The organism is Psychrobacillus sp. NPDC096426 (assembly GCF_044762745.1).
GTDB lineage: Bacteria > Bacillota > Bacilli > Bacillales_A > Planococcaceae > Psychrobacillus.
The window spans coordinates 137,978-157,663 of the sequence record NZ_JBIWEX010000001.1 but is presented as its reverse complement, the minus strand read 5'-3'; the positions used below and the strand labels follow the sequence as shown (position 1 = coordinate 157,663).

General features: G+C 35.7%; 17 protein-coding genes. 14 read left to right on the top strand and 3 right to left on the bottom strand.

Features of this window, described 5'->3' with window-relative positions; genetic code table 11:
- Position 1 precedes the first annotated feature (1 nt).
- Positions 2 to 2,644: a valine--tRNA ligase gene (locus ACIQYS_RS00795; RefSeq protein ID WP_402973398.1), complete on the top strand. Its 2,643-nt coding sequence runs from the start codon at positions 2 to 4 to the stop codon at positions 2,642 to 2,644.
- A 211-nt stretch (positions 2,645 to 2,855) separates the two neighbouring features.
- On the opposite strand, the gene ACIQYS_RS00790 is transcribed toward ACIQYS_RS00795, so the two are convergent.
- Both ACIQYS_RS00790 and ACIQYS_RS00785 read right to left on the bottom strand, forming a co-directional pair.
- Complete coding sequence (locus ACIQYS_RS00790; protein ID WP_402973395.1) at positions 2,856 to 3,668, bottom strand: ATP-grasp domain-containing protein; 813 nt, start codon at positions 3,666 to 3,668, stop codon at positions 2,856 to 2,858.
- Positions 3,665 to 4,543: an ATP-grasp domain-containing protein gene (locus ACIQYS_RS00785; protein ID WP_402973392.1), complete on the bottom strand. Its 879-nt coding sequence runs from the start codon at positions 4,541 to 4,543 to the stop codon at positions 3,665 to 3,667. The genes ACIQYS_RS00790 and ACIQYS_RS00785 overlap by 4 nt, the downstream gene beginning before the upstream one ends.
- Before the next feature lie 87 nt (positions 4,544 to 4,630).
- On the opposite strand from ACIQYS_RS00785, the gene ACIQYS_RS00780 reads away from it, so the two are divergent.
- The 4 genes from ACIQYS_RS00780 to ACIQYS_RS00765 all read left to right on the top strand — a co-directional run bounded on the left by ACIQYS_RS00780 (position 4,631) and on the right by ACIQYS_RS00765 (position 9,916).
- Positions 4,631 to 5,857, top strand: coding sequence for a bifunctional folylpolyglutamate synthase/dihydrofolate synthase (locus ACIQYS_RS00780; protein WP_402973389.1), 1,227 nt, complete (start codon positions 4,631 to 4,633; stop codon positions 5,855 to 5,857).
- A 98-nt stretch (positions 5,858 to 5,955) separates the two neighbouring features.
- Positions 5,956 to 7,659, top strand: a complete 1,704-nt coding sequence (locus ACIQYS_RS00775) for a sensor domain-containing diguanylate cyclase (protein ID WP_402973386.1) — start codon at positions 5,956 to 5,958, stop codon at positions 7,657 to 7,659.
- Positions 7,660 to 7,770: 111 nt separating this feature from the next.
- A complete protein-coding gene (locus tag ACIQYS_RS00770) occupies positions 7,771 to 8,658 on the top strand; it encodes a hypothetical protein (RefSeq protein ID WP_402973383.1) in 888 nt (295 codons plus the stop codon).
- Positions 8,642 to 9,916 carry a VanW family protein gene (locus tag ACIQYS_RS00765; RefSeq protein WP_402973380.1) on the top strand — a complete coding sequence of 425 codons (1,275 nt, stop codon included), beginning with the start codon at positions 8,642 to 8,644 and terminating at the stop codon, positions 9,914 to 9,916. The genes ACIQYS_RS00770 and ACIQYS_RS00765 overlap by 17 nt, the downstream gene beginning before the upstream one ends.
- An 82-nt stretch (positions 9,917 to 9,998) precedes the next feature.
- Here the strand turns inward: ACIQYS_RS00765 and ACIQYS_RS00760 are convergent, their stop codons facing one another.
- Positions 9,999 to 11,354: a PulJ/GspJ family protein gene (locus ACIQYS_RS00760; RefSeq protein WP_402973378.1), complete on the bottom strand. Its 1,356-nt coding sequence runs from the start codon at positions 11,352 to 11,354 to the stop codon at positions 9,999 to 10,001.
- Positions 11,355 to 11,397: 43 nt separating this feature from the next.
- Here ACIQYS_RS00760 and ACIQYS_RS00755 point away from each other — a divergent pair, with 43 nt between their 5' ends.
- The 9 genes from ACIQYS_RS00755 (at position 11,398) to ACIQYS_RS00715 (ending at position 19,674) form a co-directional block, all read left to right on the top strand.
- Positions 11,398 to 11,793: a type IV pilus modification PilV family protein gene (locus tag ACIQYS_RS00755; RefSeq protein ID WP_402973375.1), complete on the top strand. Its 396-nt coding sequence runs from the start codon at positions 11,398 to 11,400 to the stop codon at positions 11,791 to 11,793.
- 1 nt (position 11,794) lies between these two features.
- Positions 11,795 to 12,436, top strand: coding sequence for a hypothetical protein (locus ACIQYS_RS00750; RefSeq protein WP_402973373.1), 642 nt, complete (start codon positions 11,795 to 11,797; stop codon positions 12,434 to 12,436).
- Between the two features lie 14 nt (positions 12,437 to 12,450).
- Positions 12,451 to 14,088 carry a GspE/PulE family protein gene (locus tag ACIQYS_RS00745; protein WP_402973371.1) on the top strand — a complete coding sequence of 546 codons (1,638 nt, stop codon included), beginning with the start codon at positions 12,451 to 12,453 and terminating at the stop codon, positions 14,086 to 14,088.
- A gap of 21 nt (positions 14,089 to 14,109) precedes the next feature.
- Positions 14,110 to 15,150, top strand: a complete 1,041-nt coding sequence (locus tag ACIQYS_RS00740; RefSeq protein WP_402973368.1) for a type IV pilus twitching motility protein PilT — start codon at positions 14,110 to 14,112, stop codon at positions 15,148 to 15,150.
- Positions 15,150 to 16,358, top strand: a complete 1,209-nt coding sequence (locus tag ACIQYS_RS00735; protein ID WP_402973365.1) for a type II secretion system F family protein — start codon at positions 15,150 to 15,152, stop codon at positions 16,356 to 16,358. Before ACIQYS_RS00740 ends, ACIQYS_RS00735 begins: the two co-directional genes overlap by 1 nt.
- Positions 16,359 to 16,537: 179 nt before the next feature.
- On the top strand, positions 16,538 to 16,993 hold the full coding sequence (locus ACIQYS_RS00730; protein WP_402973362.1) for a prepilin-type N-terminal cleavage/methylation domain-containing protein: 456 nt from the start codon (positions 16,538 to 16,540) through the stop codon (positions 16,991 to 16,993).
- Between the two features lie 95 nt (positions 16,994 to 17,088).
- Entirely contained in the window at positions 17,089 to 18,060 is a 972-nt protein-coding gene (gene pilM / locus ACIQYS_RS00725; RefSeq protein WP_402973359.1) for a type IV pilus biogenesis protein PilM, read from the top strand.
- A gap of 13 nt (positions 18,061 to 18,073) precedes the next feature.
- Entirely contained in the window at positions 18,074 to 18,670 is a 597-nt protein-coding gene (locus ACIQYS_RS00720) for a PilN domain-containing protein (RefSeq protein WP_402973356.1), read from the top strand.
- Positions 18,667 to 19,674, top strand: coding sequence for a LysM peptidoglycan-binding domain-containing protein (locus ACIQYS_RS00715; protein ID WP_402973353.1), 1,008 nt, complete (start codon positions 18,667 to 18,669; stop codon positions 19,672 to 19,674). The genes ACIQYS_RS00720 and ACIQYS_RS00715 overlap by 4 nt, the downstream gene beginning before the upstream one ends.
- The last annotated feature ends 12 nt before the right edge of the window (positions 19,675 to 19,686 follow it).

The following is a 19,686-nucleotide window of genomic DNA, read 5'->3' as shown; positions in this document are numbered from 1 at the left end:
AATGACAAACGAAACAACGATGCCCACGAAGTACGATCCACAATCGATTGAAAAAGGTCGTTATGAGTGGTGGCTGGAAGGAAAATTCTTCGAAGCCCACCCAGAAAGTGATAAAAAACCGTATACAATCGTAATACCACCACCAAACGTAACGGGAAAATTACATCTAGGTCACGCTTGGGACACTACTCTACAAGATATTCTGACACGTATGAAACGTATGCAAGGATACGACGCACTTTGGTTACCTGGTATGGACCATGCAGGTATTGCTACACAAGCAAAAGTAGAAGAAAAGCTACGTGCGGAAAATATTTCTCGCTATGATCTAGGGCGCGAAAAATTTGTTGAAGAAACTTGGAAATGGAAAGAAGAGTATGCTGGACATATCCGTGCACAATGGGCAAAACTTGGTCTTGGTCTAGACTATTCACGTGAACGATTCACATTAGATGAAGGTTTATCAAATGCTGTAAAAGAGGTATTCGTTAAGCTTTACAATAAAGGACTAATTTACCGCGGAGAATACATTATTAACTGGGATCCCGCAACAAAAACAGCGCTTTCCGATATCGAAGTTATTCATAAAGATGTACAGGGTGCATTCTATCATATGCATTACCCACTAACAGATGGTACTGGTTCTATTGATGTTGCAACTACAAGACCAGAAACAATGCTTGGTGATACTGCGGTAGCGGTACATCCTGAAGATGAACGCTATAAACATTTAATCGGAAAAACAGTTAAACTGCCAATCATTGGTCGCGAAATTCCAATCGTTGGGGATGATTACGTAGATATGGAATTCGGTAGTGGAGCAGTGAAAATTACACCTGCGCATGACCCGAATGACTTTGAAATCGGAAACCGTCACAATTTAGAGCGAATCCTTGTAATGAATGAAGATGGAACAATGAATAAAAATGCTGCTGCATACGAAGGAATGGATCGTTTTGCTTGCCGTAAACAAATCGTAAAAGATTTACAAGATGCAGGTGTTTTATTCAAAATTGAAGAACATATACATTCTGTAGGGCATTCGGAACGTAGCGGAGCAGTTGTAGAGCCATACTTATCTTTACAATGGTTCGTTAAAATGAAGCCACTTGCAGAAGAAGCGATTAAGCTTCAACAAGCCGAAGAAAAAGTTAACTTCGTACCTGATCGCTTTGAAAAAACCTATCTAAATTGGATGGAAAATCTTCATGATTGGTGTATATCTCGTCAATTATGGTGGGGACACCGAATTCCTGCTTGGTATCATAAAGAAACAGGAGAAGTATATGTTGGGCACGAAGCTCCGGCAGATGCAGAAAACTGGAATCAAGACGTAGACGTGTTAGATACTTGGTTCTCATCTGCATTATGGCCATTCTCGACATTAGGCTGGCCTAATACAGAAAACGAAGAATTTAAAAAGTATTATCCAACGAATGCGCTTGTTACCGGTTATGATATTATATTCTTCTGGGTTTCCCGTATGATTTTCCAAGGGATTGAATTTACAGGAACTAAACCATTTGAAGATGTATTAATCCATGGACTTGTACGTGCAGAAGATGGACGTAAAATGTCGAAATCACTTGGGAATGGTATTGATCCAATGGACATAATCGACCAATACGGTGCCGATTCCCTTCGTTATTTCTTAAGTACAGGTTCATCTCCAGGCCAAGATTTACGTTTCTCTACAGAAAAAGTAGAAGCAGTTTGGAACTTTGCCAATAAAATTTGGAATGCATCTCGTTTTGCATTAATGAATATGGACGGCTTGAAATTTGAAGAAATCAATCTAGATGGTAAAAAATCAGTTGCAGATGCATGGATCTTAACCCGTCTAAACGAAACAATCGAGCAAGTAACAAGACTTTCAGATAAATATGAGTTTGGTGAAGTAGGGCGTGCACTGTACAACTTTATTTGGGATGATTTCTGTGACTGGTATATTGAAATGTCTAAGCTCCCACTAAATGGGGATGATGAAGAAGCGAAGAAAATGACTCGCTCTGTATTAGCATATGTTTTAGATAATACAATGAGACTTCTACATCCATTTATGCCATTCATCACAGAAGAAATTTGGCAAAACCTTCCGCACGAAGGGGAGTCCATTACAGTAGCTGCTTGGCCAACTGTGAACGAAGCCCTTTCCAATAAAGAAGAAGCAGCTAGCATGAAATTACTTGCAGAAATTATTCGTTCTGTACGTAATATCCGCTCAGAAGTACAAACGCCAATGAGCAAAAAAGTGCCATTATACATTTCTGCAAAAGATGCAGAAACGTTAAATGTACTAGAAGCTAACGCAAAATATTTAGAGCGTTTCTGTAATCCAGAACCACTTGTAATTGGGCTAGATTTAGAAGCACCTGGTCAATCGATGTCTGCTGTTGTAACTGGAGCAGTTTTATACCTACCACTACAAGGATTAATCGATATCGATGCAGAAAAAGCTCGTTTAGAAAAAGAACTAGGAAAATGGGCAAAAGAAGTGAAGCTGGTTCAAGGAAAGCTATCCAATGAGCGCTTCGTATCAAAAGCACCAGAAGCAGTTGTTGCAGAAGAGCGTGCTAAAGAACAAGATTATTTAGAAAAACACGCAACAGTGTTAAAACGCTTAGAAGAACTTAAAAATCTTTAAGTGAAAAAGAGTGAGTGGGCATGAAACTATGTCCGCTAACTCTTTTTTTAATAAGAATTTGGTTAGTTGTAATAATAGAGGTTTTAGTTGTAAAAGTGAGGCACTTAGTTGTAATTTTTGATGATTTAGTTGTAAAATTTAAGTATTTAGTTGTAATACCCATATTTTAGGTGATGAATAATAGCCCATTAAAAAAGAGTGCAGCCAATTCTCAATCGGCGCACTCTTTTTCCGTTAGTTTTTTCTTCATGTAATTCATTATCGGAATGGCAATATCCTCACCAGTTGTTGCGAAATAGGATCTAGCTCCAACCGGATCTTCGATTTCATTGAATAGCCAATTTCCATCTGGTAGTAAAAGGAAGTCTATTCCGATATAATCACTTTTTAACGCTTTTGCAATTTTTTGTACATCCGCAATTTGTTGTTCACTTAATGTATATTTTTCTACCGTACCGCCAAGTGTAAAATTGGATTTAAAGCTATTTTTTGCACCGATGCGCTTTACCGCACCCACTACTTCTACTCCTAACATAAACACCCGTACATCTGTCGCATTTGTTTCGATATACGTTTGAGCTATAATCGTATGTCCTTCATGTTTTTCTAAGAAACTCTGTGCGTCTTCTTCGATAGAGATTAGTTCTACTTGCGTACCACCATGTCCATCCACTGTTTTTAATACAGCAGGATATTCTTTTATATCCGAGATAAGACTTATTTTGCTAGTTGGGACAGTAGCTATTCCGAGAAGCTGCACAACTTGAATCGCTTTTAATTTATCATTTGCGATGACATTTACTTCTGCACGATTAAACATTGGGATATTTCGCTGCTCTAATTGCTTAGCGAGTTTTGGATTCCTTGCTCGAAAAAAGATGAAATCAGCCTCTGGAATAGTAGAATTTTGATCATCTATAACAGTAAGGGTGAGTCCGTGGATTTCTGCAGCCGTTATTAGCCGATCTATAAAACTTCTATTTCGCTCGATTTCTTTTAATTCATAAATTAATAAGCCGTTCATATGGTAACCGCTCCAACTTTAGAAAGTATATATTTAATCATAAAGTCTCCTACATTGATGCCAGTTACATTATATATGTTGCGAATATGGGCAACGCCATTTACTTCACATACAAGTGGTTCCTCGTTTTCACCAAACAATAAATCGACCCCTGCAAATTCTGCACCAAGTGCTGCTGCTGCTTGAATCGCTACTTCTTTTTGTCTTTCTGTCAAAGTAATAGGAGAAGCAGTGCCTCCATTTGTTATATTGGCACGGAAATCAGTATCAGAATGACGATGCATGCAAGCGACAACTTGTCCGCCTACGACATTTACCCGAATATCTCGCCCTCTACTAGTCTCGATAAATTGTTGAAATACGTATTCGACTCCACTAAGCTCTGCAACTTTTTCAAAAAACTGTTTTCTTGTTTCGATTAAATACACACGCATGCCAAATGATCCATGCGCTTCTTTTATAATCATAGGTAGCTTAATATTTTCTAATACTTGTTCATAATAGCCTGTATGCTCAATTGAAAAGTCACGATACACTTTTGGTGCAATAATCGTTAAGGGCATTGGCACTTGTGATTGTGCTAAAGCGATATATTGCTGTGCTTTATTGTCACAAATTTCAATGACATTCGGATCATTAAAAACAGGGATTCCTTGGTTTTTTAAATATCTGGCTAGCAATATATCTTTATCAAGAAAGACGACAAAATCGGGTCTCGTTGGTAAATTTTGTTGGACATTCATGAGCAGCTCATAGTTTTTCACTAGAGTTGCTTGGATTCCTTGTTTCTCCGCTGCTTCTTGAAGGAGGAGCGCTTGGTCGATAAATTTGTCGTGAGTAAGACTACCGTTGTATACAATCCAACATGTTTGCATAATGAATGACCCCTTCGACTACGTGTTATAATGGTGTTCATAAGAAGTTTAGCACGAAAATTACGAAGAAGAAATAGGGTGGAGTACGTGGAAATAATAAATTTTAATATGTATAAAGAAAAGTGGGATATAGAAAGTGAAACAGTGATAAAACCGGGGCTTGAAGCCATTCAAATAGCGTTAAGGAAATTAAGGGAGCCTCAGAACAGACACCAAGTTATACATGTGGCGGGAACGAATGGAAAAGGGTCGACCATTGCATTTTTAAGTGCATTAGCAAAGGAACATGGCCTTTCTTATGGAGCTTTTACATCACCAAGCATAGTCGATGTACATGATCAAATTCAACTAAATGGTCAAAATGTAACAGAGGAACAGATGGACAGAGCTTTCCGAAAAATGCAAGAGGCTGGACTAAGTGGTATGTTAACTGATTTTGAACTATTAACTGTCGCTGCATTTCTCGTTTTTGAAGAAGTCCCCTTGGATTTAGTTTTTATCGAAGCGGGCATGGGGGGAAGATTTGATAGTACAAATGTTATGGAACAATCTATCTCTGTTATACCGAGTATATCCATTGACCACACAAACTTTTTAGGAGATACAATCGAAAAAATAAGCTGGCATAAAGCAGGGATAATAAAAAAAAATAGTAAATTAATAATCGGTGCACTTCCAGAAAGTGCAAGAAATGTTGTATATCAAATTGCGAGAGAACAACATGCACATATCATAGAACTTGGAAAGACCTTTTCTATACAAGAAAATATGTATACATGTGGAAGAACTATATTCGAAGATTTACATCCCCATATGTTAGGGAAACATCAATTATCTAATATGGCCCTTGCAATTACTGCACTAATAGAAAGTGGAGTTCCCTTAAAGAAACACATCGTTCAAAATGCAGTTAAAACAGCCAACTTATTAGGGAGAATGGAAAGAGTAGACGAAAATGTTTATTTTGATGGTGCGCATAACGATGCAAGTATCGATGCTCTAGTAGAAACGATTAAAGATGTATTTCCTAACAAAAATATCCACTTTATCGTTGGTATTTTGAGAGATAAAGATTATATATATATGCTACGAAAATTAGAGAAGGTTGCATCCTCTTTTCAATTTGTAAATTTTCATCATGAACGAGCTCTTCCGGCTTCCGTTTTATATAAACACTGTATGCATGACGAAAAACGAGTTACTAAAGATATAGATGAAATCCATTTTAAGAATAATAATAAATCTAATATAACTATTGTCACGGGATCTTTATATTTTATAACAGAATTAAGATCAAAAATAGTCAATTGGTAATTTAAATATTCTATAAAATTCGTGTTACAATAAATAATAAGTAGAAGTTATGCAATTTGGATTAGTCAAAATATACTAACGAGGTGGAAAATAGTTCTATGAATATTTCGGATAAAGCGAAAAAAAATATTTATATATTATGGCTATTGGTAGTGCCTCTTGGTACATATTTGGCTTATCAATACGCACCGATTCGGCAAATCGAGTGGGGCACATTGTCATTTTTAATCGTTTTGGCACTGCTTACGACCATTTTTCCATTTTTTATTTCAGGAACTACGATGTTTTTAGTGCAATGGGTTATGATAGCAATCTATTTGAATTATGGCATACTTGCGGAGTTATTAGTCATGCAATTATGTTTAATACCAATAGCTTATCACATGAAAACAAATCGAGAGAATGCACACCGAATTGTTTATAGTTCCTTTATGTTTTTTTTAGTATCTGTCATATGTGGAGCATTTGTTCACTTTATTGGATATGAATTAGGCTCATTAGTAATAAAGGATGTATTAATATTTGGTTCTATTTATGCGACTTTATACGTTCTATTCAATCACCTATTTTTATATTTTAGAGATGTATTTACCGGTCAAAAGCCTAAATTTTTTACTAGAGATTTTGGGTGGGACCTTATAGGATTACTCATGACTTTGCCATTTGGATTAAGTTTATATTTTCTTCAAAGTTATGTTGGAACGAGTGCTTTTTGGTTACTTGGAGTACCCTTTATACTGATCACCTTATTAATAAGACTGTATAGTGATTCGGAAAAAGTGAATAGTGATTTAAACAAAGCTAGTGAATTCGGACATGAATTGGCTGAACGGATGACAGGCAGAGAGATTATCGATATGTTCATCGAGAGAATTGCCAATATGTTTCCGATGGATGCTGCTTATATTGTCGATGATATACACGGGAGTTTCCAGATTTTACGTGCAATTGAAGATGGAGAAAACAAAGACCTATACTTTCAGCATGAGGAGCTTGCAAGGAGCTTAGCAGGAATCGACTATGAAAAGGGAGTACCAACTCTATACAATAAGCAAAGCGAATGGATACATATAAAACCTCCATTTTTGAGTGTAGAAATGCAAAGTGTCATGAGTGTACCTATTTACAGAAACCAAAAAATAGAAGGCGTTTTAGTATTGGCATCCCGAAATAAATATTCGTTTGAAGCTTATCAACTTAAAATTGTTCACTTACTCTGTTCTTATTTTGCTGTTTCGGTGGAAAAAGCGAAATATGTAAGAGAGGCAGTCGCTAAAAGCGAACGCTGTGAATTAACGAAATTATATAATTATCGATATTTAGATAAACAATTAGAATCAGATATGGAAAAATTATCGCTCGGTCTGTATAATTCCTTATCATTAATTATGATGGATATTGATAAATTCAAGGAAGTCAATGATACTTTTGGCCATCATAGTGGGAATCTTATTTTGCAAGAGTTTGCCCAAGTTATTAATAGAGAAATTGGAAGTAGCGGAACCGTTGCACGATATGGGGGAGAAGAATTTATCGTCTTGCTCCCGAATTATACGAAAACGGAAGCGCTTCATATCGCAGAACAACTTCGTCGAAAAATCGAACAGACTCCTTTTATCGTCCATTCTGATTTAGACCTAGCCGCCAGCGAGAAAGTCATTTTTATAACGGCAAGTATTGGTGTTTCCACTGCACCTGATGATAGTGATGAAGGAATGTCGCTTCTACGAAATGCCGATCGGGCGTTGTATACTGGTGCAAAGCAAGCAGGTAGAAATCGAGTTGCCGAGTATGTTAAATAATTTAATACAGTAAATCAGTACCAATTAGATATATTTCTAATTGGTACTTTTATTATTATTTTTCGTATTGAATACTTTCCATGTATAATAAGACATGTAAAGGGGGATTTTATGCTATTTATTATTTCATTCATAGCCAGTCTAATCATTGTCACGTTACTCATACTACTAGTGCCAATATCTTATGAGAAAAAACCTCTAATAATTGGGGTAGGTATTTCGGGATTAGCTCTTTTATTTTCCTACGTAACTACGCAAACATTGTCTATTTGGCTAGGTATATTATTTTTCATCGGAATTCTTTTATCTACTGCTATTTTAGTAGGGAAAAAGCGTGAGTGGTTCATCAACAAAAAACAACTAGAACCAGTCCCAACTAGAAGTTTCCATAAAATCATCAAACAAATGGAAAATCCGAATGCAAGAACTATATTTAATGAAGAGAAGAGTCCATTGTACATAAAGTCCGCTCCTATATTGTCGGAAACAAATATTTTAAACAAAGAAATACAACCAGAAGTTGAACCTAAAATTGATCCGATTATTGAATCGCTAAATGAAAAAGTAATAGAAGTAGAGGGATTAGATTTAGTTATCCCACCAATAGAGAAAGTTAGAACTGAGGAGCTGATCACTCCAGAATTTGAATACAATAATTTTTTAAATGAAGTAGCATCAACAAATATGGATTATCCACATGAAACAATTGAAAAAATAGTTGAAGAGAAACCAACACCACTTCTATTAGATGATACAGAGGAATTATCAGACGAATGGTTATCACGCAGGCTAGATGCGTTGTTTGAAAATGAAAAGCAAGAAGAACAAACAGCAATGTTTAACGATGAAGAGGAATTAGAAAAAACTTCTTTATCAGACGTAGAAATACCAATAACCTATGTTGAACCAGGGAAAAAAGAGATAGATCCAGAATTTGAAGATTTGTCTTCTATTTATTTCAAAAAGCAACGGAGTGATGTAAATGGAACAAAAGAATAGTCTTCAATTTATACTACTTATGACAATAACAAGTGTACTATTAATTGTTTTGACATTTGGTATTTATAAAGTGGCGAATGCCTTCACAAATGGGGAAAGTGATTCTCGTTATTTTGAAAAGGACACATGGATTGGTCCTATTGCAATTGATGGTTTATCGAAAGAACAAGCAACTCAATTAGTAGCACAAAAGACTAATTTATGGGCACTGGAACAAAATACTTCGCTTCAGTTTATTTTCGAAGAAAGTACCTTCACTGGAGATATTATAGATTTTTTAGTAGAGGAATCTATCCAACAAGCTAAGTCAGGTGAGCGCAATCGCCTGTTTGCAAAGTTAAATGAAGCAAATTGGGAGACAAGTTTTGCAAAGCTTGGATTAGATGAATACATAGATTTAATCGATGAGAATCGATTAGAAAGTTATATAGTGGAACAAGCATCTATATTACAATCGTTATCCAATCCAATACATGTGACAGACTACTTTCTTGAAACAAATATGGATAAACGAGAACTTTCTAGAGAATCGATCGGATTAAATGCATCATCCTTTGGTGTATCCAGTTGGATCCAAAAACATGGAATTATACAGCTGGAAACAGATCAAACTTTTTCACTGAATGAACTTTTCCAAGCGGATACAGATGGTTTATACAATGCACAATTTCAAAATGAACTATCCTCGCTTTTATATAAAGTAGCGTTAAATAGCCCACTCTCTATAGTGGAGCGACATGTAACAACGGACAATCAGTATGGAAGAGAAATCGGTTTCGAAGCATATATTGACGGAAATCATAATTTAGTTTTGAAAAATCAATTTGGACATCCTATTTCGATTCAATCCACAATGGAAGAAAATAAGCTGAGCCTTTCTATATATGGTAAATCTACACCAATAGAAGTGTTGGCCACAATCGATGAACAAAAGGAGCTTACTCCACGGGTAATTATTCGACCTATTGAGCTAGATCAGCAAGAAAGGAAAGTTCCAGGTAAAAATGGGACTCAAGCAATGATAAAGAGAGTTGTATTATTGAATGACTCCCCTTGGAAAACATATGATGTTTCGTTAGATTCCTATTTACCGATTCATGAAGTTTGGTATAAATTCAATGAGAATTTATTAGATTCGAGTGAAGGGACTAATGCAGCAGGGAATGGTTCTACTGTGACTCCACCTACTAGGGTGACGGAAGATAAGGGTTATGAGGAAGTGGATCCGGAGTTTGGTGATGGGTATGTGGGAAAATGAAAAAAGTCAACTTAGGTCTACTTAAAACCTAAGTTGACTTCTTTTTTAATTAAATGGTGCACTTTCTTTAGTAGGAAAGAACTCAGAAATGTTTTTTTAGGTTTACTAATGTGCCCCCACTTGTAACAAAGACGCCATTTTTTGAAATTATTATTCCTTCAAACTTGGTACCATTAAATGTAACTTTGCCATTTGGAGCGTATAGAACTCCAGTAACCGTTTGGTTCCATACGTTGGTTAATGAAATATCTCCTTCACTAACGACAATAAGGTTATTAAAAACTTTTTCTGAGGGTTGCCAGCCATTCCATTGAAAATTAAAATCTTTAACAAAAATCTTATTGTTCGTTTGATCCTTTAATGAAGTAGTGTAGCCATTTTTCAAAAACCATTCTTGTGGTTTTAAATTTGGTTTCACCGTTTCTGTAACGGTCTTTTTAGGAACAGATTCAACTTTAATAAACTTATCTAGAATGCTTTGGGACATATTATTTGGAAATTTAATTGTCCCAGTATAATATACATATGAATTTTTAGATAAACTCGGAGTCCAACCAATCTCAACATTACCATCTACATAAACATTACCAAAGATTTCAGCATCTTTTACTCTAAAATCACCATTTACAAAGATATCGCCATAAATTTGACGAGTTCCGCTCCAAGCAGTGAAAGAACCTTGTACTATAATGGTTCCTGGAGAAATTTTAGATCCTAAACCAGCGCTTCCTCCATCTAGAAAAATTGAACCTTTTACTTCTAGGTTGGAAACATTACTCATTGCACCTCCGTTTAGATCGGAGCTATTAATATTTCCTAAAATAATCATTTTTCCGTTTGCCCCATTTGTACTGTTTCCGGAGAAATTATATTTAGAACCATAAATAAAGACGTTTTCTTTTAATAGAAAGTCATAGAAACTGTAGGCTGGTTCTGGTTCTGGTTCTGGTTCTGGTTCTGGTTCTGGTTCTAGTTCTGGAAGGGGAGGATCTACTTTTACAGGTGGAATTACTACTTCAATAGGGTTATTTACAACGACCCCTTTAGTGCCCTCAATAACAGTATTTATTTCAAAGCGATTGTTTTCTTTATCAGTAAGTGTAAATTTAACTGGCATATTTAGTTTTGGGTCTATGTCGTTGTTACAATCGGTTAATCTTTCGAATAAACTAAAATACTCAAACTCCATTAAATTATTTGGGAGTAAATCACTTTTACATAAAGAATAATTGACCACACCTTGATGTTTATTCCTCATTTCTGTAATAATGAGATTAGCTTCTTGTCGTAAATTGACATGAGAAAGTGTTTTCTCATTTTGACTGAAGGTTGAGGTAACAACAGAAAAAATGATAGTAATAAATATACCCGAAATTGCAATTGTAGCTAATAATTCAAGTAGCGTAACTCCACATTGTTTCGTTATGTACTTTCTCATTTTTTGTAGCACCACACTTTCTAAGATAAAAGAGGTTTACTTTATGAAAATATTAAATCAAAAAGGATTAACATTAATAGAGATTTTAGCGACTGTCGTTATTTTAATGATTGTTATTGTAGGTTTTTTGAGTTTTTTTTCTCAAGCTACCTCTCATTCTAGAATAACAGAAGATAAATTAACAGCAATAAATTTAGCGGAAAAAGTGATGGTAGAAAGAAAGGGATTAGGAACGAAAATAATAAACAGAGAAATTAAGAAGTTGGAGGATATAAACGGTAAAACTTATTATGCAATAATAGGAGAAGACTCTACAAATAATTTAAACCTTCAATTATTTTTTGTCGAAATTTATACGAAAAATCCGGAGAATCCGCAAAATTCTAATGAAAAACCAATAACTGAGCTATATAGCTATTTGAATTTGGAGAATGAATAGGATGAAAATTTATATTAATAATTCTAGAGGATATGCACTTATAATAGTCTTACTAATAATAATAATAATAGCAATTATGACCCCTCCCATTATTTCAAGAATTATGTCCAGTTCTACACAATTTCAGATAGTAGAAAGAGAATTGCAGTTGGAAAAGTTGGGTGACATGGGTGTTTTGTATTCAGAAAAGGCTATAGTCACAGCAGAAGAAAATTCCAAAAAAGTAGCGGAATTAGAAGCAGATAAAATAGCAAAATTAGAAGGTGATGCGGCTTCAAATCGCTTGCCTCCAAGTGCTTCAAGCAGTGAAAGGAATGCTGCTTATAATAAAGCATATAAAGATACTTATCAAAGAGAATATCCGGAAGAATTTAAAAAAGAATTTCAACGTGTAATGGAGATCTATTTTCCAGCCAATAGTAAAGTCGTGTCTGAAGATACCAATGAATTCATCGGTGAGCACTGTTATGAGTTAGATGTAAAAAATGATGAGTTATACAAATATGAAGCAGGTTATATAATTAAACTTAATGCTACTAGTATTCTCATTAATTACCGAGTATTTATGACAGTTGATGGTGAATATAAAATAAAAGATGCTTTAGCAATGCAGGAAAAAATAATCACAATTAATTTTAAATAAAGGAGCGTGAAATCATGCCAACTCGTAAAAGACTCGGAGACTTATTAGTGGAAGCATCTATCATCACTCCAGAACAACTTCAAACTACATTGCAGAAAAAAGCTCCTGGTCAGCGATTAGGTGATGCATTAGTTGAGCGTGGGTATCTCACGGATCGACAGCTTATCGAAGTATTAGAATTTCAATTAGGGATTGCGCACGTTGCGTTAAACCTATTTCCGATTGATACGAAACTTATTCAATTAGTGGGTGCTGACTTTTCTCGACAGAACTTTGCATTGCCAATTGAAAAAGATGAGGACATTATTAAAGTCGCAATGGCAGATCCACTAGATTATGTCGTTATTGATGATATTGAATTGATGACAGGTTTTACCGTTCAACCAGTCATTTCTGCGAGAAAAGACATTTTAGAAACAATCGATAAACTCACGAAAGAAGCTGCATCCATAGCTTTAAGTGAAAACTTATCGCAAGAAGGCGCAAATGAAGATGAGGCACCTGCCATTCGACTTGTGAACCAAATATTATCCCGTGGTATACAAATGCAAGCGAGTGATATACATATTGATGCTCATGAAGATAAAGTGTTAGTTCGTTATCGTGTAGATGGTATGCTATCCACTGATAGGGTATTGCAAATGAATGAATTTCCGTCACTAGTTGCACGTATAAAAATTATGGCAAACTTGAATATTACAGAATCTCGTTTACCACAAGACGGGCGTGTCCGATTAACGCAAGGTAAACAAACGATTGATATGCGTATTTCCATCTTGCCGACAGTATACGGGGAAAAAGTCGTTATTCGTTTACTAGATTTAGCAAATGCAGTGAAGCCGGTATATCAGCTTGGTTTTAATAAACGCTATGTGCAAACATTTATTGAATTAATTGAAAAGCCTTCAGGCATCGTATTGCTAACGGGACCAACTGGGTCAGGGAAAACGACGACACTTTATTCTGCACTTCAACATTTAAATCAAGAATCCGTCAATATTATAACGATTGAAGATCCAGTAGAGTACCAAATGGAAGGGGTCAATCAAGTTCAAGTAAACCCTCAAATCCATCTGACGTTTGCGAGTGGGCTACGTGCTATTTTAAGACAAGACCCTAACATCGTAATGGTTGGGGAAATTCGAGATGAAGAAACGGCGGAGATTGCGATCCGTGCCGCTTTGACAGGCCATCTTGTGTTGAGTACATTACATACAAATGATGCAATAAGTACAATACCTAGATTATTAGATATGAATATTGAGCCTTATCTCGTTATTTCTGCATTGAATGGAGCGGTTTCTCAACGACTAGTTCGTCGTATTTGTGAATCTTGTAAAGAGGAGTATGTACCTTCTACGATTGAGCAACAATTATTTGATAGACGTTTTATCAAAATAGATAAACTATATAAAGGTAAGGGCTGCAAAGTTTGTAACGAGACAGGCTTTAAAGGTCGATTATCAATTCATGAAATTTTCGTTGTAGATAATGATATAAGGGAGCTATTATTTAATAATCGCAGTATGAATGAAGTGAAACGTGCAGCGATGAAAAATGGTATGATTCCTTTATTAGATGATGGATTGCTAAAAGTGAAAGCCGGGCTTACGACGGTAGAAGAAGTGTTACGTGTCGCAAAAACCGATTAGTTAGGAAAGGAAGAGCACCTTATGAAAGAAAAATTGCATCAGTTATTGCAAGCTTCGTTTGAGCTTGGAACGTCTGATTTACATTTAACAGTAGGCATGCCTCCTATGATGCGATTACATGGGGAGTTAAAAAAGTTTGGACAAGATGTATTGAAACCTGACGATACGGAAGGAATGGCAAAAGTAGTCATCGCTCCACAATTATGGGATACATTTATGGAACAAGGAGACTTGGATTTCTCTTATAGTCTACCTGGAATTTCTCGCTTTCGTGTAAATGCCTATCACCAACGAAATTGTGTAAGCCTTGCTTTTCGTGTCATACCAACAAAAGTACCAAGTTTTGATGACTTGCACTTACCAAATATTTTGCATGATATTTCAAAAAAACCACAAGGTCTTGTACTCGTTACGGGACCAACTGGATCTGGCAAATCGACGACACTTGCTTCGATGATCCAAGAAATGAACCATACAGTAAAAAAACATATTATTACGCTGGAAGATCCTATCGAGTATTTACATTCGCATGGCACTTGTATTATTAATCAGCGGGAAGTTGGATTTGATACAAAAACGTTTGCATCCGGTTTACGTGCATCCCTCAGACAAGATCCGGATGTAATCTTAGTGGGTGAGATGCGCGATTTAGAGACGATTTCTACTGCTATCACCGCTGCAGAAACAGGGCATCTAGTTTTGGCGACGCTTCATACAACAAGTGCATCGATGACGATTGATCGAATTATAGATGTATTTCCGCCTAGTCAACAGCCGCAAGTTCGGGTTCAACTAGCTTCCGTATTACAAGCGGTAATTTCGCAAAGACTTTTCCAATCGATGGATGGAAAAGGTCGTATAGGAGCATTTGAAATTTTATTAAATGTACCAGCAGTAAGAAACCTAATTCGAAATGAAAAAATTCATCAAATCCATTCGGTTATGCAGTCGAGTAGATCACTCGGCATGCAAACGATGGAAAGTGAATTGGAGCGACTCGTAAATGAAAAACTTGTATCACTAGAACAGCTGGAGCCTTATTTTGCGGAGAAGATCGTCTAATGGCATATTTTCAATATAGTGGTAGAGATCGTAAAGGGGAAATAGCATCTGGTGTCATGAGAGCGGCAACGGCGGAAGATGCTAAAATAAAGCTTCGAAAAAAAGGCATTGCAGCACGTGAAATAAAGATAAAAACTGGTTTTTTATATCAAGAATTAAACATAGGTAGCGGGAAAGTTCCCTTCAAAGATTTAGTTATTTTTATAAGACAGTTTTCAACTCTCATAAAAGCGGGTATAACGATATTAGATGCAACTTCTATTCTAAAAGAACAGACTTCTCAAAAGCGATTGAAGCAAGTACTTGCAGAGATTGAAGAAGATTTACGAGAGGGTCATCCTTTTTCTGTTGCAGCGGAACAACATCCTCAAGTGTTTCCGGTTCTTTTTACAAATATGTTAAAAGCGGGGGAGGCTGGTGGACAATTTGATGAGATTTTAGATCAGTTGGCAATCTATTATGAAAAGCAAAACGAAACAAAACAGAAAGTGACTTCTGCCATGATGTATCCGGCTGTTCTTGGTGTAGTCGCAATTGCAGTTGTCATTTTTATGATTGGCTTTATTGTTCCAAGATTTGCGGGAATGTTTACTTCATTTGGAGCAGAATTACCTTTTATTACGCAGTTTTTATTAGATTTAAGTGAAGTGTTTCAATCTTGGTGGTGGGTCATTTTACTATTGCTCTTGTTAATCATTGTGGGTGGAAGAATCTTAGTGAAACGGGATCCATATCGATTCTATTTTCATAGTTTTTTATTAAGACTTCCGATTTTTGGTCCAGTTATTCAAAAATCGACATTAGCGAGAATGACGAGAACGCTTAGTAGTTTATATGCAGCGAGTGTTCCAGTAACACATTCTTTAATGGTCGTAGGGAAAGTTGTTCAAAATGCTGTATTGGAAGAGATTATAGAGAAATCTAGCAAAAGTGTTCAAGAAGGCAATTCCTTAGCAGCTCCTATGACCGGACATTGGGCAATTCCATCATTTGTATCACAAATGATTGTGCTTGGAGAAAAATCGGGGACACTCGATTTTATGCTTGCTAAAGTTGCTGATTTTTACGAACAAGAAGTGGATACAGCTGCGGAACGTTTAAAATCATTGATTGAACCTGCGATGATTTTATTCCTAGCTGTGGTCATAGGGGGAATTGTTGCATCTATTATGATCCCTATGTTCTCAATTTTCACGGAAGTTCAATAAAATATATTAAAATTAACGAAAAATTATACTTGAAATTTTAGTAGATTTAACCGATATTATAAGAGAAAGTAGTATGAGATGTGATGATCAGTTGTCGGAAATCTGGGCACTTAGACAATTAGGAGCAAGTAGTGCACCCACCCATGCAAAAATCAAATTTGTATTAAGGGGAGAAAACAATGAAAAAATGGTTAAAAACAATTAAAAATGAAAAAGGTTTAACGCTAATCGAACTTTTAGCAGTAGTTGTTATTTTGGGAATTATTGCGGCGATTGCAGTACCGGCTATCAGTAATATTATAGATAATACAAAAAAGGATGCACATGTTTCCAATGCGCAACTTATCATCAGTGCTGGCAAATTAGCAGTTGCTTCAAATGATCCAGATATACTAAGTACTAAAACTATTACACTAAGAAAATTAGTGGAAAAAGGTTATTTGGAAGCTGTTCCCAAGGACCCTTATTCAACTTCAACTTATAATGATGCTAGTACAGTAAGTTTTACTAAAGGAACTTCAAATATTGAATATTTTATTAACTTGGTGGGTGCAGATAACCAGGCTGTTTTTAAAAACTCTCCAATTAAAGAAGAGCTTCTTAATAAAGATGGTAGAACTCAAGTAAATAAATAATTTAATAGAGTAAAATTATCCAAATAGCCCTATGCATCCGTGCACAGGGCTATTATACTTATATATAAGTTATTACTAGAAAGGCAGGGAGCAAGATGTTTACATACTGGAAGTCACAACCTGCTGTTTTTATAACATATACACAGCGCTATATCCGCATTTTAGTAGGCGGACGCAAGCATACGTATACAAAGTATATTCAACAAGTGATCGAAGAAGGGACGATTCAGTCGGGAGAAATCGTTAATGAGAAGCGACTGATTCAACAATTAACTGGTATTGTCAAAAAACATAAATTGCAAGGAATGCCTACGTTTTTCTCTTTCTCGCATCATGATTTATTATTACGTTCTACGAGCATTCCACTTTCTGTTCCAGAAAATGAATGGAAAGGATATTTGTATTTGGAGCTTGGGGAATCCTTTCATTTACCGTTTGCTGATCCTATTATCGAAATTGTTGGGAATCATCGTACGGAAGAAAAAGTGGATGTAATTGCACTTGCGGTTCCTGAAAAAAATGTGACATCGATTGAATCTATTTTAACGCAATGTCGATTAAGACCAGTCATTATTGATGTTCCCTTTCTATGTTTGTATCGTCTATTTGCAGAGATGAATGCGATTGATTCTAATTCGCATGTATTACTTATCCATTTGGAATACGATGTCATACAGCTAAGTATGTTTCATAATCATCAGCCAGTATATGTACGTACGATGAGTTTACGACCTTTTGAAACTTTTTCTGCGTTTGAAACACGGACAGGTTTTCAATATATGACGGTGGACGGAGATGAAGTGATTTTTCGAGACCACTTAGCAACTATTGAAAAAGAAATAGCCCGATTACAATCTTTCTATCAATATAATTTACAAAATGGAAAGCACTCGATTGATACGATATGCATCGGAGGGGATCATCTGCTTATTTCAGAAATTGCCTCTAATCTGCGTAGAGATGAACAACTATCTGTTTTCCATCTGACAGAGGACAAATGGGCAACGAAAGATGGTATCCAAATTCCTGCATCCTTTGCAGAACTCGTTGGGCTTTCTTGGAAATAGGGGGGATTCCACGATGTACATTGATATAAATTTACTTCAGCAAAAAAAGAAAAGATTTGAATGGATTGTCGTTGGTATTATTCTTTTTGTCTCTGCACTCGTCTGTCTTTTTATTCTTTTTTATTTACATAATCAAGAAAAAAATGTGGAACAACAGTTAGAGTCTGACCTAGCAAATGAATTTACATTGCGCCAAGCGGAGCAGCAAAACATCGATGTAAGTTTATCAGACAAAGAACAAGTAGAGAGTTTAGTAGAATGGGCAGAAAAAAAGCCTGTACCTACTGTTTTTTTACTACTACATTTATCGCAAAGTTTACCTGAAAAAGGATTTATCAAGTTATTTACGTATTCTTCTAATGATTCAGTTGTAACAATGACTACTCAGTTCGAGTCAAACGCAGAGGCTGCCTATTATTTAACGACATTAAAATCTTTTCCTTATATAGTGGAAGCGAAGTTACTAACTTTAGGTAGGAATACGGAATTAGAAAATCCAGCAGTTAGTGAAACACAGCAGTTTCAACCAAGAATGGAAGCGAATTATGAAATTATTGTTGATACAGAAGGATTGAAGAAAGCTGTAAAAGAGGAGGTGCCTTCCTCATGATACATTTCCAAAAAAAACATTGGCTTACGATTCTATTAGGAATTATCGTCATTCTTTTAGTAGGAGTTATATATACGTTTACTTTTCTATCTTCTTTAAAGAATCACAATACTGTACTTCAAAAACAATTAACGGAAGTTAAATCTGATCAAATTGCGGAAGTAGATACAACTAAATTACAAAATGATGTAGCAAATCTTGTTTTAAAAGTCCCTGTGGAAAAGTTAGAAGATACAATCGTTTTAGATTTAGAAAATGCGGCAATTGGTGCGGATAGCATTATTTTGAATGCGTCATTTGTAGATGTGGAGAAAGAAGAGCAAACCGAAGAAGAAATTATTACGGAAGAACAACCTTTAGAGGAATTGCAATCTGCTAAGGAACAAGCTTTAGAAGAAATAAAAGTAATAATGCCGGATGGGCTAGAAGCTATAACTATCTCTTTAACCGTACTGTCAAAAGATTATGAGGCATTAACAACTTTTTTAGAAAATATTCGCAAAAACCCTCGTATATATGTTGTCGAGTCTTTTTCTTTTCAGGGATTTGAAGAAGGAGAAGTGCGTCCAGGACCACAGGAAGATCATTTGGAATACAATGTTGTTCTATCGACGTATTATGCTCCAATTATTACAAAGATAGCAAATAAGTTCGGACTTGTCATTCCTCCAGCATCCAATAAGAAAAATCCAGTGTATGACGTTTTGGAACAAAAAGAAAAGTCACAAACAGATATGGAATCTAAAGAAGAACAACAAGTGGACGTGGTAGAAGAAACGCAACCCGAGGAAATCGAAAAGTCTAAAGAAGAAAAAGAAGTTACACCTGCACAACCTAAATCTAACAAATCAGTAGTAAGAACTTATGTAGTACAGCCAAATGATACGCTCTACTCGATTTCAATGAAGTATTATCATTCTCGCAAAGGTGAATCAATCATAAAAAAAGCAAATAAACGAAATTCTGATATTGTCATTATTGGAGAAACATTAGTTATACCATAATAAAAGAATGTT